Origin of the sequence: Mesorhizobium terrae, from assembly GCF_008727715.1 — a bacterium.
GTDB classification, from domain to species: domain Bacteria; phylum Pseudomonadota; class Alphaproteobacteria; order Rhizobiales; family Rhizobiaceae; genus Mesorhizobium; species Mesorhizobium terrae.
Genome location: NZ_CP044218.1, coordinates 3682606 through 3696336 on the forward strand (window position 1 = coordinate 3682606; position 13731 = coordinate 3696336).

A 13731-nucleotide genomic window follows, 5' to 3' on the forward strand; every position below is an offset into this window, starting at 1 on the left:
ATTATTGGTTCTTTTGTTTCGCCCAATGCAGCACATAAAGCCGTAGCGCCGAGGACAGATTGGCCTCGCACGGGCGGGTTTCGTCGATCTCGGCGACCAGGGCCGCGACGGTGATCGTGCGGTTTTCCGCGATGGCTACGAGCTCGTCGTAGAACGGCTTTTCCAGGGAATAGGACGTGCGATGGCCGCGAATGGTGACAGAGCGTTTTTCGACCAGGCTCACGTCTTCCAGCTCAGTTCCGGTCCGGGGAGGGCGGCTTGCTATCGGGCGCCGGTTCGCGGCGATGACCTTCGACGAAATTGGCGGCGCGCTCCGCTTCCAGCCGCTCGCGCTGCTTCTCGGTCTTGCTGCGACCATGCAGGATACGATTGCGCTCGGCCTCGGCGCTACGATCCTCGCGCGCCTTGCCTTTTCTGAACTGGCGGAGATTGACGATCTCGGCCATGCGCCGCTGGCCCTACTTCTTGCGGAAGGCGTCGAGCGAAACGACGTCGGCGCCCTTTCCGGTGGCAGGCTCTTCGGCTGGCGCCACTTCGGGTTCCGCCGCCTTCTTCTTCGACGTGGTCTTCTTTTCCGGCGCGAGCGCGACTGGTGCCACGGCCGGCTTTTCTTCGATCTCGGTCAACGACTCGGTCTTGACGTCGAACTCCAACTCGAAATTCACCGAGGGATCGTAGAAGCCGCGCACGGCGGAGAAGGGGATCTCGAGCTTTTCGGGGATATCCGAGAAAGACAGGCCGATCTCGAAGCCGGCTTCGGTCACCTTCAGGTCCCAATACTGGAACTGGATGACGATCGTCATCTGTTCGGGATAGCGTTCGCGCAGGCGCGTGGAGATGCGTACGCCGGGCGCTCCGGTCAGGAAGGTGATGAAGAAGTGGTGGTTTCCGGGCAGGCCGGTGCGTGCGACTTCGGCCAGAACCTTGCGCATGACGCCGCGCAGAGCTTCTTGAGCCAGAATGTCGTAGCGGATGTGGTCGTCGGCCATATGCCAGGGCGGTTCCGTTGAATCGTCCGCATAGCTGTAATCAAGCTTGGCGGGCTCGTAAACCGGATATAGGCCCGGCTCCGTTCAAGCCAGCGTGCTTCAGCGTTTTTTGGCGTGATGGTTACCGTTTGGATCAGACCGTAATGGCTTCGCGCAATGAGCCGGCCGGCTGGCGTGCGCCATAGGCCCGCAGGAAGGCGCGCACGCCATTTGTGGCGGACCGCAGCACTTCTTCTTCAGTCGGCTGGATGCCCATCATGAAGGCAATCTGCAGTTCGGCATTGACGAGAGCGATGAAATGGCGAGCGGTCACGTCCGGGTCTTCGATGGCAAGATGGCCGGCAAAGGCGAGGCGGGCAAAACGCGCCGCCAGCGCCGACAATGTCGTGCCAGGGCCGTTTTCGCGCCATTCAGCGAACAGTTCGGGATAGCGTTCGCTCTCGGTCTGGATCAGTTTGCGCAGGAATTTGCCATCGCGGCTGCAGATGCAATTGCGGTTCATGCGCACGGCATAGGCGATCAGGTCGGCCTCGAGATCCTTCGGTTGATCCGGGAAAGTGGCGAGCGTAGCGAAGCTCTCGGCATTCAGCCGTTCAGTGAGTTCGCGCACAACGGCGACGAACAGCTTCTCCTTGTCGCCATGATGGTTGTAGACCGTCTGGCGCGAAACCCCTGCTTCGACCGCGATCAAGTCGATATTGGCTCCAGCAAAACCTTCCCGGCAAAACACCTTGGCGGCGGAGGAGATGACCGAAGCGCGCTTGGCTTCGTGGCCGCGTGGCGGGAAGGTGTCAGCAGAAATCGTCTGGCTCATGGAAATCTATATAGTCGTGATTGACAATTTAGACAAGGATGTCTAATTTTCTGGACTATGAATTGAGAGAATCGACACACCGTTGTCGGTATCTCGAGGGATGGAACGTCCTGGGTTGGACGCCGCATTGCGGTGTCAACCAGATTGAAAGAGCCATATTATGAACGCGCATTTCCTCCGCACCGCGGTGTTGCTTGGCCTTATGTCTGCCGTTGGCGCCTTCGCCGTCGACATGTATCTGCCGGCGCTGCCTTCGATCGGTGCTGATCTCAAGGCCAGCACGTCCGCCGTGCAGATGAGCCTTCTGATCTTTTTCCTGTCGATGGGTTTCGGCCAGATCGTCGTCGGACCGCTGTCCGACATGTATGGCCGCAAGCCGCCGCTTTATGTCGGCCTTGCCCTGTTCATCGTCGGCGGCATCGGCTCCGCGATGGCGCCGAACATCGAATGGCTCATCGCGTTCCGGTTCCTGCAGGGGCTGGGTGCCAGCGCCGGCATGGCTATCCCGCGCGCTGTCGTGCGCGACATGCATACCGGCAATGAGGCCGCCAAGCTGATGTCACTGCTGATGCTGGTGTTTTCGGTGTCGCCGATCCTCGCGCCGCTGTCCGGCAGCCTGATCATCGAAACCCTTGGCTGGCGTGCAGTGTTCTGGGTGCTGACGGGCGCTGCTGTGATTGCCATTGTGCTTTTGGCTACGGCACAGAAGGAAACGCGGCCGGTCGAGGACCGTGTAGGATCATCCTTCGGCACGGCGCTGAAGAGCTACTGGTTCCTGCTCAAGGATCGCAATTTCCTTGGCCTGACCGCGATCGGCGGCTTCGGCATCGCCTCGTTCTTCGTCTATCTGGCAAGTTCGTCCTTCATTCTGATCGACCATTACGGCCTGTCGCCATCGCTTTACAGCGTGTTCTTCTCGATCAACGCCGTTGCCTTCATCGGCATGTCGCAGATGACCGGCTGGCTGGCTGACCGGTTCGGGCTGAAGCGCGTGGTGAAGGTTGCCGTCGTCGGCTACGCCACCGCCATGGTGGTGCTGCTGGCGGTGATGGCTTCGGGCGTCGACCGGCTGGGCGTGATGGCAAGCCTGCTGTTCATCGGCTACGGCTTCCTCGGCCTCGTCATCCCGACCACGTCGGTGCTGGCCATGGAAGAACACGGCACCATCGCCGGGACGGCGTCGGCGCTGATGGGCACGCTGCATTTCGCCATTGGTGCGGTGGCGATGGGCGTCGCCGGACTGTTCTTCGACGGCACGCCGCTGCCGATGGTGGCGGGTATCACGCTGGCCGCTGTCATCGCCTTCGTACTGACGCAGGTCACCCTCGGCCGTGCCCGTCAGGTGGTCGAAGCGCCGGCGGAATAAGTCTCTCCCAAGACTGATCGGAAGGGCCGGACAATTGTCCGGCCCTTTTGTTTGTGCGACGAAAAAGCCAGCGCAGCGCCCGAATGTCGCGGCTTTTAGGTGCCGCGCTATCCTCTTGTTTACCCGTGCCGTGTAGATGTCGGGCTGCATTGGACGCGGGCAACGGGCGCGGGCGAAAACCTTGAAGTTCATTCCTTCGGCATTGCTGCTGCTTTTCGCGGCCAGCTTTTTCAGCGTCTGGCTGCTTGATCGGCGGCGCCGGCATCTCGTGCTGTTTTCGCTGGCCTTCCTGTCGGTCAGTGCCGGAACGGTGGTGCAACTCGCATTGTGGCCGTCCGACATCGGCCTCAACAGCCTGGCCTGCGCAGTGCTCTACACGGCAGGGCCATTGTTCCTGGCCGAAGGCGTGCTTTCGCGCTCGGGCAAGCGGATGCCACTCCTCGAACATGCCGCCTGGATGGCATTGATGGTCGGGTTGCTCGGCTATTTCTATTATGTCGTGGACAATCTCCAGATCAGGGCCTGTGCGCTCAATCTCGGCATGGCCGGTATCGTGCTCAGCGCGGCCTGGAAGCTGCGGCATCTCACGCGCGGCAGCACCATCGACAAAGCGATGCTTTGGCTCCTGTCCGGTCTTTCGCTGACCTTCGTGGTGCGCACACTGCTTACCGGCGGCTCGGTGCCCACTAGTGACATCGCCGCCTTCTTCGAATCGCCATTCTGGCTGTGGGCGCAGTTCGCCATGTCGGTGCTCGGCGTAGCGATGGGGCTCGGCCTGCTCGTGGTTGTGTGCGCCGACGTGGTTCTTGGTCTCAAGAGCGAACGCGACAGCGATCTCTTGACCAGCCTGCTCAACCGGCGTGGTCTCGAGGCGCGCGCGGTCGAGGTTTTGTCCGGTGCCGTGCGCAATCCCCTCAGCGTTGTCGCCTGCGACATCGACCGATTCAAGTCGATCAACGATCGCTTCGGCCATGCCGCCGGCGACGTCGTGCTTTCGACCGTCGCTGGAGTCATCCGCGAGCAGGTGCGGGCAAAAGATCTCGTGGCGCGCATCGGCGGCGAGGAGTTCGTCATCCTGCTCAGGGATTGTTCGACGGACGATGCCTATATGCTGACCGAGCAGCTCAGGGCCGCGATCGCCAGCTGCGAACTGGCCGGTCTGCCGGCAGGGTTCAAGGTTACCTGCAGTTTCGGCATCGTCGAGTGCCGTGCCGGCGAGGACCTTTGGGACGCGATCGGCCGCGCCGACAAGATGCTCTACGCGGCCAAACATGCCGGGCGCAACCGCACGCTGGCCGAAGGTGCCAGGCTACCGCGCGCGGCCTGATGATGTCGGGTCGTGACGGCTGAGGCCGCTTACGGCTTCTTCAATCGTTGAACGATGAAGGCGAGCCGCTCCTCGACCGATGCGTGAGGCAAGGTGATCAATTGATAGCCATAGCGCGGATAGGTGTCGGCCAGGGCGTCGTAGGTGCGCTGGGCTTCCTCGATGTCCTGCTTGCGTTCGGCATCCTGGGTGAAGATCTCCGGCCAAGGCGGCGCGATGAAGACGCGGCGGTTATAGCGGAAATGCTCAGCCGCCTTCTGCATGTGCGCCGGTGTGGGCAGGCCGCACAACTTTAGATAGGCCAGTGTGTCCGGCACGCCGCGATCGAAGAACACAGGCCCGTCCTGCCTGGCGGCGGCGCGGTGGGAGCGCAATTCCCACGCGAGCATCAATTCAGCGAACAATGCCTTGTTGTCCCAGGGTAGGGCGGATCCACCGACCGCCGATTGGTCCTGGATGATGTTGCGTCCGGCCTCGGGCGCGGTGGCATAACCACGCGCGGCAAGCGCTTCGATGAGCGTGGTCTTGCCTGAGCCGGGACCGCCGGTGAGCACGATGAAATGATCGGTTTGGTTCTGCATGGCTGTCTTCCCACGAGTTTGGTGGCGCAAGCCGGACGGCGCGCGGCTCGACGAAAGGCATTTCGATGTTTCGGGAGGGTGCGCCTGGCGCTGGCCTGTCTGCAGGCAATGCGGCCAAAGATGGCCGGGTGGCGTGCGGCGGCTTTTTGGGGGGAGTTTGGGGGGAGGAGGAGAAGTGGAGGCTTCCAGATAAGCGGCCATTTCCAGTTGAATGTCAACGGGATGCGTTTTCCAGCGAAAACCCGGAAAAGCATGAACAAGGGCGGAACAAACCGCACTGTTGTAAAACCGAAATCGTGACATCGGCTGACCTGCCTGTCGGCGGAACGACAGGTCTTTCCCACCAGTCCAGCGTCTCGATCGAACAGGCCGCCGCCTGGTATCGCGACCACCGCTACACGGCCGAGCGGCCGCTGATCCCGGCGCTGCGGAGGCGCTTTGGCCTCACCGCGCATGAGGCTGTTATGGCGCTGCGCGAGGCGAAAGGCGCTGGGCGATGAGTAACGGCCGCCAGCGCTTTTCGATCATTCCCGCCGCAGCTGTCACCGATAGGCGGCTGGAGCCGCGAGACTTGCAGGTCTTGTGTCTGCTCGGCCGCCATACCGACAATCGCGGTTGGTGCTGCCGTTCTCAGGTGAAGATGGCGCGTGAGCTGGCATGCGGTCGCGCCACGGTGCAACGCTCGCTGACGCGACTGGTTGAGGCCGGATACCTTGAGCACCGCGTGATCTATCGTGATAGCGGGGCTGATGCTGCGCACGAATATCGCGTTCTGCTCGATACGCGGGACGGTGCGGATTTTCCGCACCTCGACGGTGGCGAAATTAGCCACTACGAGGATGGTGCCCATACATGGGCAGGGGTGCCCACTGGTGGGCAGGGGTGCCCGCCCAAGGATGGGCAGGGGGTGCCCACCCATGAGCGGGCACCAATGTTAACGACCCCTGTTAAACGAAAAGAGAGAGAGCGCGCGCGCGAAAATGAAGAATTCGAGGCAGCTCGCAAAGCTTGGCCGACTGGCTTCGCCGACAGTCGGGGGGATGCGTTGGCGGCTTGGTGCGAGCTGGGCGATGAAGACCGCCGCGACGCCGCGACCGAGATTGATAGATACATCTCCACCACAAAAGCTGTTGGCCGAAAGTTCTTCGGGACCTTCGCCAGTTACCTCGCCGAGCGGAAGTGGCTCGCGCTGTCCGAGCGGCCAAAGCCTGCGCGCCGCCCAATCGAGGCACGTGAACCAGCGGTGCCCACCCGATCGAAGCCGACGTCGTTCCAGCGGGCGAACCCGCACCTCTACCCCGAACTGTTCGGAGATGCTGCCGATGCGGCCGAGGCGCAGCCATGAAACAGGGTCAGCTCCCGTTCGATGAGGTCGAAACCCGGTGCTTGGTCTGCGGGAAGATCATCGTCCGGCCGAAGAAGAGACGCGGCCGGCACTCTCGGTTTTGCTCCGTCGAATGCAAAAACACGCGGTCCTTGGTCTGGCTTCGCCGATGGCGGATCAAACGACATCAAGGGTGGGTGGGGGGCGAAAGTCTAGGCCCAGATGGCATGGACCGGTCGATGTCGAAGCGCGTATCGCCGCGAAAATAGCGAATAGATTTTTTCCTGCAAAAAGAAAGGTTTAATGGCTCATGGCAAAAGCACTCGATCTCAAAGCCGTACAAAAACGGTTGATGATTTCTCGGGATCGTCGCTTCAGGTTTGAAAATCTGATCGGAAAGCAGTACGAAAATCATATTGGCTCGCATACTGGCCTTTCCAGTCACTGTGAGAGACGCCTCCACCCCGCGCCCTTTGCGCCTGGCTAATGCGTCGGCACGAACGGGGCAGCTTTGCTGCTCTGATGTTCAACCGTGCCGGCGTCTGGAAAAAGCCGGCTGTCCCAAAGGGTACTCACATGACCAAACATATCTCGCTGCAGGACTGTCGCGAGGCCGTCGCGAAAAATCGCGTCGCCATGCAGCAGGCGGACAGCAACTTCTTTGACGACGTGGAGCGGCGGTTCGAAGCCCTTCGCAGCAAGACAAAACACCCTGCCGACTTCAGGCGGTTGTCGAATGAACTCCGCAACTGGGTCAATAATTTCGTCGGCCGGCAGGACTGGAATGCCAAGCAGGATGAGCCTGCATACGAAGGCGCGATGGCGCTTCTGAATATCGTCGATCGCGAGATCGAAAACCGCGCGGTCGCTATGCAGACGCTCGAAGATGCCGGGCTTATTAGAGGCGCTGCCGACGGTTCCTGGCGCGATGCCAACACCGGCAAGGTTGTCGAAATCGTCAACTCGGACGAGAACCTCGCCAAGCTGCGCACGCAATATGACGGCAGCACCGGAGCGTCCGTCGGCACCTATCTCAACGGCATGCTCTTCGGTGCCAGATCGGACGCCATGCGCAATGCCCTCTCGGAGGGCACGGATAGCGCCGGCGGGTATTCCGTTCCCACCTACGTCGTGCGCGAGTTCTTCGACAAGCTGCGCGCGAGGACGACGTTTATCAAGGCCGGCGCAAGGACGATGATCCTCGACACGATGAAGACGCGCATCGTACGCACCGCCGCAGACCCTGTACCGGCGTGGCGCGCCGAGAATGCGGCCATTGCAGAATCCAACCCCAATTTCGAGGCTGTCGATTTTGTCGCTCGGTCGCTCTCCGTCTTGGTCAAGGTGAGCCGGGAGGTTCTGGCCGACTCTGTCAACATCGACCAGGCGCTCGAAACGGCCCTTCTGGGGTCGATGTCGGTCGAACTGGACAGGGCCTGCCTGTTCGGCGCCGGCACGGTCGTTGAGCCGCTTGGACTGTTCAACACGCCTGGAATCGGTTCGGTTAGTCTCGGGGCCAACGGTGCGGTGATCTCCAACTATGACCCGTTCGTTGATGCGTTGTACGAGATCGAGGCGAAGAACGCAGGCCCCGCCAATGCCGCTATCTACAATCCGCGCACGGCGCGCACGTTGCGCAAGCTGAAAGACACGCTCAATCAGCCGCTCAACGCTCATGATGATGTGAAGGCGCTTGAGCGCCTGGTCAGTACGTCCGTGCCTATCAATCAGACCCAGGGCACCGAGGTTGCGGCATCCACGATTCTCGTCGGCGACTTCAGTCAGGCGATTCTCGGGCTTCGCGAGAGCCTTAGCATCCAGCGGCTTGACCAGGCGTTCGCCGCCAATGGCCAGATCGGCTTCATCTGCCACATTCGCGCAGATGTCGGGTTCGCGCACCCTGAGTCTTTCTGCAAGATCCTTGGCGTCAAGCCCTAATCACTCTGAGCGCACATTCTGAGGCTGAACAACCAGGCCAATAACGGAAAGTCACCTCCCGGCGCTCGAGTCTGGATAGCGGGTCAAGGTGGCAAGGCGACGGGCGGCCGGGGCTTTCTCCCGGGCCGCCCGCTTTATGGCAATGCAGGAGCATCGAAGATGAAACTTAGGTATGCAACCGCTCTGCGGAGCACAACAGTGCTTCCGCCGAAAATCTACCGGCCGAATGGAGAAAGCTTGGCTCTCCACCCTCCCGTCTTTGCCATCATCTCAGACTTCACATTGTTAGCGCTGGCTTCCAGTCCGATTTTCATTATGGGGCCGCGGTGACCGCGTTTTGCGTCTATGTCGGTTCGAAGGATGTTCGGCTTCTGACTGATGGGTTGGCAATCGGCCGCTATCCCGGCGCGGCCGTTCCCCCTGTTACGAAGGTCAGACGCCTTCGGGACTTCGGAGCGATGACGCTGCGCGGCGCCGAGTCGATGTTGGAATGGTTTGCCGAACGCGCTTCATCCGCCACAACATTTGAAGAGGCCGTCCTATTGGTCCAGCGGGCGGTCATCGAGCGACAAAAAACCGACCTTTCTCTCGCTTACCAACTGGTGTTCTGTGGCTGGTCTGCGCTGAATGGGCCGCAGGCATATTTCGTGGCCGGGCAAGCGGCCGGCGAAAAATTGCCGGCTGGTGCGATGAACCCAATTGCCCCGCTGCTCACCGCGCCGAGTTTGTCGCAATCGGAGATATTTGCCTTCCTTCATCAGTCAAACGACCGTGAACGCGACTTTCCGGGTCTAATGGATAAGCTGGTAGAGACCGACCTGACCGGCACATTCGGTGCCTTCTGCGAGCAGACAGTCATCTCAGAAACCGGTGTGAGGTCCGAGATCGTGCGTCGATATGGTGCGACCCGTCCGCTGGACCGCAGTTATCTAGTAGCGTTGGGCGATGACACGGCATTGCCGACGGTGTTCCAGCGAGCGTTGGCGCGTTCAGCATGACGCCCTATGAGTACATAGACGCTGCGGCCATGCACCGCTGGCAGTATGGGCAACAAGATTGCACGCTCTTCGTCGGCAACTATGTGCGTGACTGCTTTGGCGTGGATCCTGGTCTTGGGATTCGTGGCAGCTACAGTAATGAGGCTGGTGCCCTGGCGATTATTACGCGCGCCGGTGGCATGCTCGCTTTCATTGGTGCTCGCATGGCCAGCGTTGGTTGGTATCGTGTCGAAAAACCTGCGGATGGCGACGTTGCCGTGTGCGTGGCGCCCTTAGCCCCGCTCGGTGTCGTTGGCGAAGTGCCCGCGATCCGAGCGGGCGGCTTATGGCACGTTCGTACGCTGCGCGGAGTGTGTGCGAGGGATTTTCCGGCCGTGATGGTCTGGAGGCAACCCGTCTTAATCAGAATGTTTTCGGAGCAGAAAGCTTCGAGTTAGTCGCGCCATGCGTCCAAGCAAATACCTGACTGGCTGCTAGTTCCGGGCGGGCTTGTGTAAGCGCCTCGCGCATTAAAGCAGTGCCGTGCCGCACGGGATCCCAGAAGGGCCGCCCAAAACCATTCCCGTCCGGAATAGTTTCACGTGACCACCACTGAAACAGTTATTCGGGTCTTTCAGACGGCCGGTGATGGCGACTTTAGCTTCGGCTGCGATGGCCTTCTGTTGGGCCAACGTTGCCGCCTTCTTCGCAGCGATTCGCTTGGATTTTCGACAAACGCTCCTGCCGATCGATGTTGCGGCCCTTATAAGCGAGTTGTGGAAAGCGGGTGTATTGGCAAGTAGCTCATCGCGCGTGCTGTCTCCATCTGCTTCAATGCGGCATGCCTCTGTCTCCGTCCAGCCGCCGCCACATAGATGGCGCGAAAGCCGCTATGGAACTTCGCGAGCGCATGGTCCGCACAGGCAAGAATCTTGCTGGGCAGGACCTCTGGACCGACGACGAATTGAATCAGTGCCGGGATCACTATCCAGATAGGGATGCGATTGCACAGCGCCTGCCACGGCGAAGCGCTGAGGCGATCCGCCACAAGTGTAACGAATTGGGGCTGACCCCGGTGAGGAATCAGTGGACCGGGGCGGATGTAATGCGTCTTCGCAAGATCTATCATTCTGCCACCTGGCGCGAACTTCTTGCTGCATTTCCCGGCAGATCGGAGGATGCAATCCGTGTTGCTGCGAACAAGCGTGGCATGCGCCGCGACAGAAAGCCGTACAAGGTTACTGGCAACACGATGCTAGATCAGCTCCGGACACATTGCTTCGAAAAGGGTTACACCATGCCCGACTTAGACTTTTATGCAAAATCCGGGAAATACTTCCAACGCTCGGAGTGGCGTAGGAACTGGTTCAGTGCTCGTATCATCGCACGAGCGGTCAGGGAACTTGGCGGAGAGATCAAAGCTGAATGGGAATGACGATACTCCTTTGAGGCGGCGCGTGCGCTGCTAGGCTTCGACAAGTTCGAGGTTATCGGAAGCTAGGGAATCAGGGTCTGCAAATTTGCAGACCCACGAAGGATTTAAGACAATAGGCCTAATGTTTCCGCCTGGAACATTATCCGGGAATCCTATTCGATCATGAGGCGAATCCTTCTAGTCGCGGCTGGGTCGCGCGACGCCATCAGCCATCTGCTTGCCGCGCGCAACCCGTTCTCCCTCGTCGGTGAGCGATACGATCAGATGGGCTTCGTCGTAACCTTCGACAGTCCTGGACCTAAGCAATCCTTGCGCCTCAAGCCGCTGCAAGATTTCGCGGATCTGTGTCGGGCTGCCGTAGAGCCCGATTTCTTCCAGGCAGGCGCCGATAGTACGATTGCTGCCATGCCCGCCGAAAGCGTCGTGCAGGAGTATGCGCAGGACCTGCAGCGCCTGTTCCTCTTCCCTGATGTGTGTGAACGGATCGATCTCGTTCGACGACTTCGCGCGGCTGCCGGCTGGCATTGATGTGCTACTCGGCCGCTTGAGGCGTATTACGCAGGCGGACGCCTGGCCCTTCGCCGTCCCCCTCGATGAAGATTACTCCGGCCGCTTCGAGCGCGCGCTGGATTGCGTCGATCGAATAGCCCGGGCCAGTGGCGTCTGTTTCGATCCTGGTGATCGTATTACGGTGTGCACCAGAGCGCTCGGCGAGATCGCGAACAGTCCAGTTCAATAGCCCGCGCGCGGCACGAATTTGTGCACTTGTCACCATGTTGAATTCCTGTATGGTGCACCTGTCACCATAAATGTGCCGTTGGCACAATCGTAGGAGCAAACGATGCGAACCGCAAGGACTCGCCACGAGAATCCTTTGTCAACAATTGAGGGACAGGATTCAATCCTTGGGAACTCTGACCCCGAAAAGCTCCGGACAACAGCGAGGATATCGGGAGGCACGAATCCTTGTGCACCGGGCGGTAGCGGCACCGGTTCTTCCAATGAACCGCAGGCAATTTCGCCCGCTACATCCTTGGAGAAGATCATGAACCAGCATGTCCGGACATTGAGCGCTATTTCGAACGCCGCCCTCAACACAGAAGCGGAAACTGGCGACCGTTTGCTTGACGCCATCAGATCCTTCGAGGCCGGCCGCGATTTCGCAAATCGTGTTCGAGGCATTGAGGATGATGAAAGAGACGCGTTGATGGACTCTATTTACAGTCCCTTTTTTCAACGCCTCTCGAATTGGACTGAGGCCGCCCCTAGCCGGAAATCCGCTGTTGCCGCCTTGCGGCTGGCTGTGGACGAGAACGATGAATTTGTCGGCTCTCCGCTCGCGTCGAGCATGGTCAATGTAGCTTTCAAGTTCTTCGCTTCCGAACTCGAATGCGAAGACCTGGCTGATCGTCGCTGGGAGATTGCGGAGGCCGCCAGCGCCAATGAAGCCCAAAAAGCAGAAGTGCCAACTTCCAAATCCTATGACCTCAACCACCTCGATTCCGACACAGCCCATCTTCACGAGCTTCTCGACACGATCGTCGACAGCATCATGGACATGAGCTTCGAGCGGGATGGCAAGCGAGACACCCAACTGGATCGCATTTGTGCTCTCCTGTGGATCGCTCGTGATCTGGCCGGGCAGCTCTCTCAGAGAATCACGGACAACTTCCGGGAGATCGGAAGCACCTGTGACGGCTATCCCCGCGAGCACGCAGCATGAACACTCGCCTGGAGCCGATCTTGTTCCTGCCGATCACACTCACCATGCGGCTTCGGCTGGAAGCCGCGATTGAGAATCTGATTGCGCTGCTGGACGAGATTGATGGCGACGCTGAAATCGAGCCGGCCGTTGACGATGAGGACGGCGGCGACGAGGAGCCGGATACCGACGATGAACCTTCCCTTGGGGCCTTGAATAACTTGGCTCATCAAGGTGATTGGGCCGCTGCCGGCTATAGCGGCAGTGACGAGCTTGAAGACGATGCGCGCGATCTTCCGGCGTGATGACCGCAATCTGACCCCTGCTGATATACCGGCAGGGGTGGGTTTCCAGCGGCGAAATTAGGCGTGCTCCACGCTAAATGTCATTTCCACATTTGACAAAGGATGCGCGCTGGACCAAATTAATGTGGAAATCACATTGGAGATATCCATGCTTACGAAAGAGTTTGAACGCTTCCTTGCGCAATTTTCTGGCAATGCGGGTGAGGTGGATCAGCGGGTCCGCTTCTTGCGAGATATCGATGTTCTGTCGACTGTCCGCGGTCGCTATGCTCCCGACATCAATCCGGAACAGATGGCTGCGATGATTCTCTCGCTGGTGTCGAGGCGCGCCAGCGATGCGGCCAAGGTGACCCCGGAGGCGATGAAACTGCGGATTGTGGGCCGAGAAGGGGTTCCGAGCGACCTTGTCGGCAAATCGCTGCAAGAGTGTCTCGCCGGCTTCATCACCGATCCCGCCGCTGCGGAATATGTAGGAGCGGTTCGCTTCGAGATTGCAGAAACCGGGAAGATAGCCCGCCTCATCTTCAGGGATGGGACGACTGCGCTTTTCACCAATGACGCTCACATCCGCGAAAGCGTTTCGTCGAGCGCCGAATTGTATTCAGCTGCGGCCTTGGACGGCTGCTACAGGCTTCTGGTGATCGGGATAGGCTTCCTCAAAGCAGCTGCGACCGAATTGGCTGAGGCGAACGAAGAAGGCGAGATTATCGCGTAAACGGCCGGAGACATGATCATGGCGCGCCCCAACAGCTATTCGAAACCGGCGGATCATAGCCGGCCGCCGTCTTATATTACCTGCAGCACATTGGCACGTGAACTCGAAGTGTCGGAATCGACCGTGTACGAGATGGTCCGGCGCGGCGTCCTTCCCCAGCCCGTGAAGCTGTCGAACGGTTGCGTCCGTTGGTGCTGGGCAGATGTGGAGTCGGCACTCGGATCGTTGTCCGTAGGTTGCGCTTCGGAGGTCGCCGGC

At 59.9% G+C, this 13731-nt stretch carries 18 protein-coding genes; 11 read left to right on the forward strand and 7 right to left on the reverse strand.

Features of this window, described 5'->3' with window-relative positions; genetic code table 11:
- Position 1 precedes the first annotated feature (1 nt).
- The 4 genes from FZF13_RS18935 to FZF13_RS18950 all read right to left on the reverse strand — a co-directional run bounded on the left by FZF13_RS18935 (position 2) and on the right by FZF13_RS18950 (position 1803).
- Positions 2-223, reverse strand: coding sequence for a ribbon-helix-helix domain-containing protein (locus tag FZF13_RS18935; protein WP_024924462.1), 222 nt, complete (start codon positions 221-223; stop codon positions 2-4).
- Positions 224-233: 10 nt separating this feature from the next.
- A complete protein-coding gene (locus tag FZF13_RS18940) occupies positions 234-446 on the reverse strand; it encodes a DUF4169 family protein (protein WP_024924463.1) in 213 nt (70 codons plus the stop codon).
- Between the two features lie 12 nt (positions 447-458).
- Positions 459-989: an SspB family protein gene (locus FZF13_RS18945; RefSeq protein ID WP_024924464.1), complete on the reverse strand. Its 531-nt coding sequence runs from the start codon at positions 987-989 to the stop codon at positions 459-461.
- 133 nt (positions 990-1122) lie between these two features.
- The gene (locus tag FZF13_RS18950) at positions 1123-1803 is read right to left on the reverse strand and encodes a TetR/AcrR family transcriptional regulator (RefSeq protein ID WP_024924465.1); all 681 of its coding nucleotides are present in this window, start codon (positions 1801-1803) and stop codon (positions 1123-1125) included.
- A 160-nt stretch (positions 1804-1963) separates the two neighbouring features.
- Here FZF13_RS18950 and FZF13_RS18955 point away from each other — a divergent pair, with 160 nt between their 5' ends.
- A complete protein-coding gene (locus FZF13_RS18955) occupies positions 1964-3169 on the forward strand; it encodes a multidrug effflux MFS transporter (RefSeq protein WP_024924466.1) in 1206 nt (401 codons plus the stop codon).
- A gap of 181 nt (positions 3170-3350) precedes the next feature.
- Positions 3351-4496: a GGDEF domain-containing protein gene (locus FZF13_RS18960; RefSeq protein ID WP_024924467.1), complete on the forward strand. Its 1146-nt coding sequence runs from the start codon at positions 3351-3353 to the stop codon at positions 4494-4496.
- 29 nt (positions 4497-4525) lie between these two features.
- On the opposite strand, the gene FZF13_RS18965 is transcribed toward FZF13_RS18960, so the two are convergent.
- Complete coding sequence (locus FZF13_RS18965; RefSeq protein WP_024924468.1) at positions 4526-5077, reverse strand: AAA family ATPase; 552 nt, start codon at positions 5075-5077, stop codon at positions 4526-4528.
- A 296-nt stretch (positions 5078-5373) separates the two neighbouring features.
- Here FZF13_RS18965 and FZF13_RS18970 point away from each other — a divergent pair, with 296 nt between their 5' ends.
- From FZF13_RS18970 to FZF13_RS18995, 6 genes are all read left to right on the forward strand, one after another.
- A complete protein-coding gene (locus FZF13_RS18970) occupies positions 5374-5577 on the forward strand; it encodes a hypothetical protein (RefSeq protein WP_024924469.1) in 204 nt (67 codons plus the stop codon).
- Positions 5574-6422, forward strand: coding sequence for a helix-turn-helix domain-containing protein (locus FZF13_RS18975; protein ID WP_024924470.1), 849 nt, complete (start codon positions 5574-5576; stop codon positions 6420-6422). Before FZF13_RS18970 ends, FZF13_RS18975 begins: the two co-directional genes overlap by 4 nt.
- Before the next feature lie 555 nt (positions 6423-6977).
- Positions 6978-8339 (forward strand): phage major capsid protein, encoded by a 1362-nt coding sequence (locus FZF13_RS18980; protein WP_024924471.1) that lies wholly within the window; start codon positions 6978-6980, stop codon positions 8337-8339.
- Between the two features lie 458 nt (positions 8340-8797).
- Positions 8798-9337 (forward strand): hypothetical protein, encoded by a 540-nt coding sequence (locus FZF13_RS18985; RefSeq protein WP_024924472.1) that lies wholly within the window; start codon positions 8798-8800, stop codon positions 9335-9337.
- Entirely contained in the window at positions 9334-9774 is a 441-nt protein-coding gene (locus FZF13_RS18990; RefSeq protein WP_024924473.1) for a DUF6950 family protein, read from the forward strand. Before FZF13_RS18985 ends, FZF13_RS18990 begins: the two co-directional genes overlap by 4 nt.
- Before the next feature lie 434 nt (positions 9775-10208).
- Positions 10209-10751 (forward strand): hypothetical protein, encoded by a 543-nt coding sequence (locus FZF13_RS18995; RefSeq protein WP_051504754.1) that lies wholly within the window; start codon positions 10209-10211, stop codon positions 10749-10751.
- Positions 10752-10928: 177 nt separating this feature from the next.
- Here FZF13_RS18995 and FZF13_RS19000 read toward each other — a convergent pair whose 3' ends face one another.
- Positions 10929-11276, reverse strand: a complete 348-nt coding sequence (locus FZF13_RS19000) for a helix-turn-helix domain-containing protein (RefSeq protein ID WP_024924475.1) — start codon at positions 11274-11276, stop codon at positions 10929-10931.
- A 7-nt stretch (positions 11277-11283) separates the two neighbouring features.
- Entirely contained in the window at positions 11284-11526 is a 243-nt protein-coding gene (locus FZF13_RS19005) for a helix-turn-helix domain-containing protein (protein ID WP_024924476.1), read from the reverse strand.
- A 270-nt stretch (positions 11527-11796) separates the two neighbouring features.
- On the opposite strand from FZF13_RS19005, the gene FZF13_RS19010 reads away from it, so the two are divergent.
- The 3 genes from FZF13_RS19010 (at position 11797) to FZF13_RS19020 (ending at position 13473) form a co-directional block, all read left to right on the forward strand.
- On the forward strand, positions 11797-12474 hold the full coding sequence (locus FZF13_RS19010; RefSeq protein ID WP_024924477.1) for a hypothetical protein: 678 nt from the start codon (positions 11797-11799) through the stop codon (positions 12472-12474).
- Positions 12471-12758 (forward strand): hypothetical protein, encoded by a 288-nt coding sequence (locus FZF13_RS19015; protein WP_024924478.1) that lies wholly within the window; start codon positions 12471-12473, stop codon positions 12756-12758. The genes FZF13_RS19010 and FZF13_RS19015 overlap by 4 nt, the downstream gene beginning before the upstream one ends.
- Positions 12759-12906: 148 nt before the next feature.
- On the forward strand, positions 12907-13473 hold the full coding sequence (locus tag FZF13_RS19020) for a hypothetical protein (protein WP_024924479.1): 567 nt from the start codon (positions 12907-12909) through the stop codon (positions 13471-13473).
- The last annotated feature ends 258 nt before the right edge of the window (positions 13474-13731 follow it).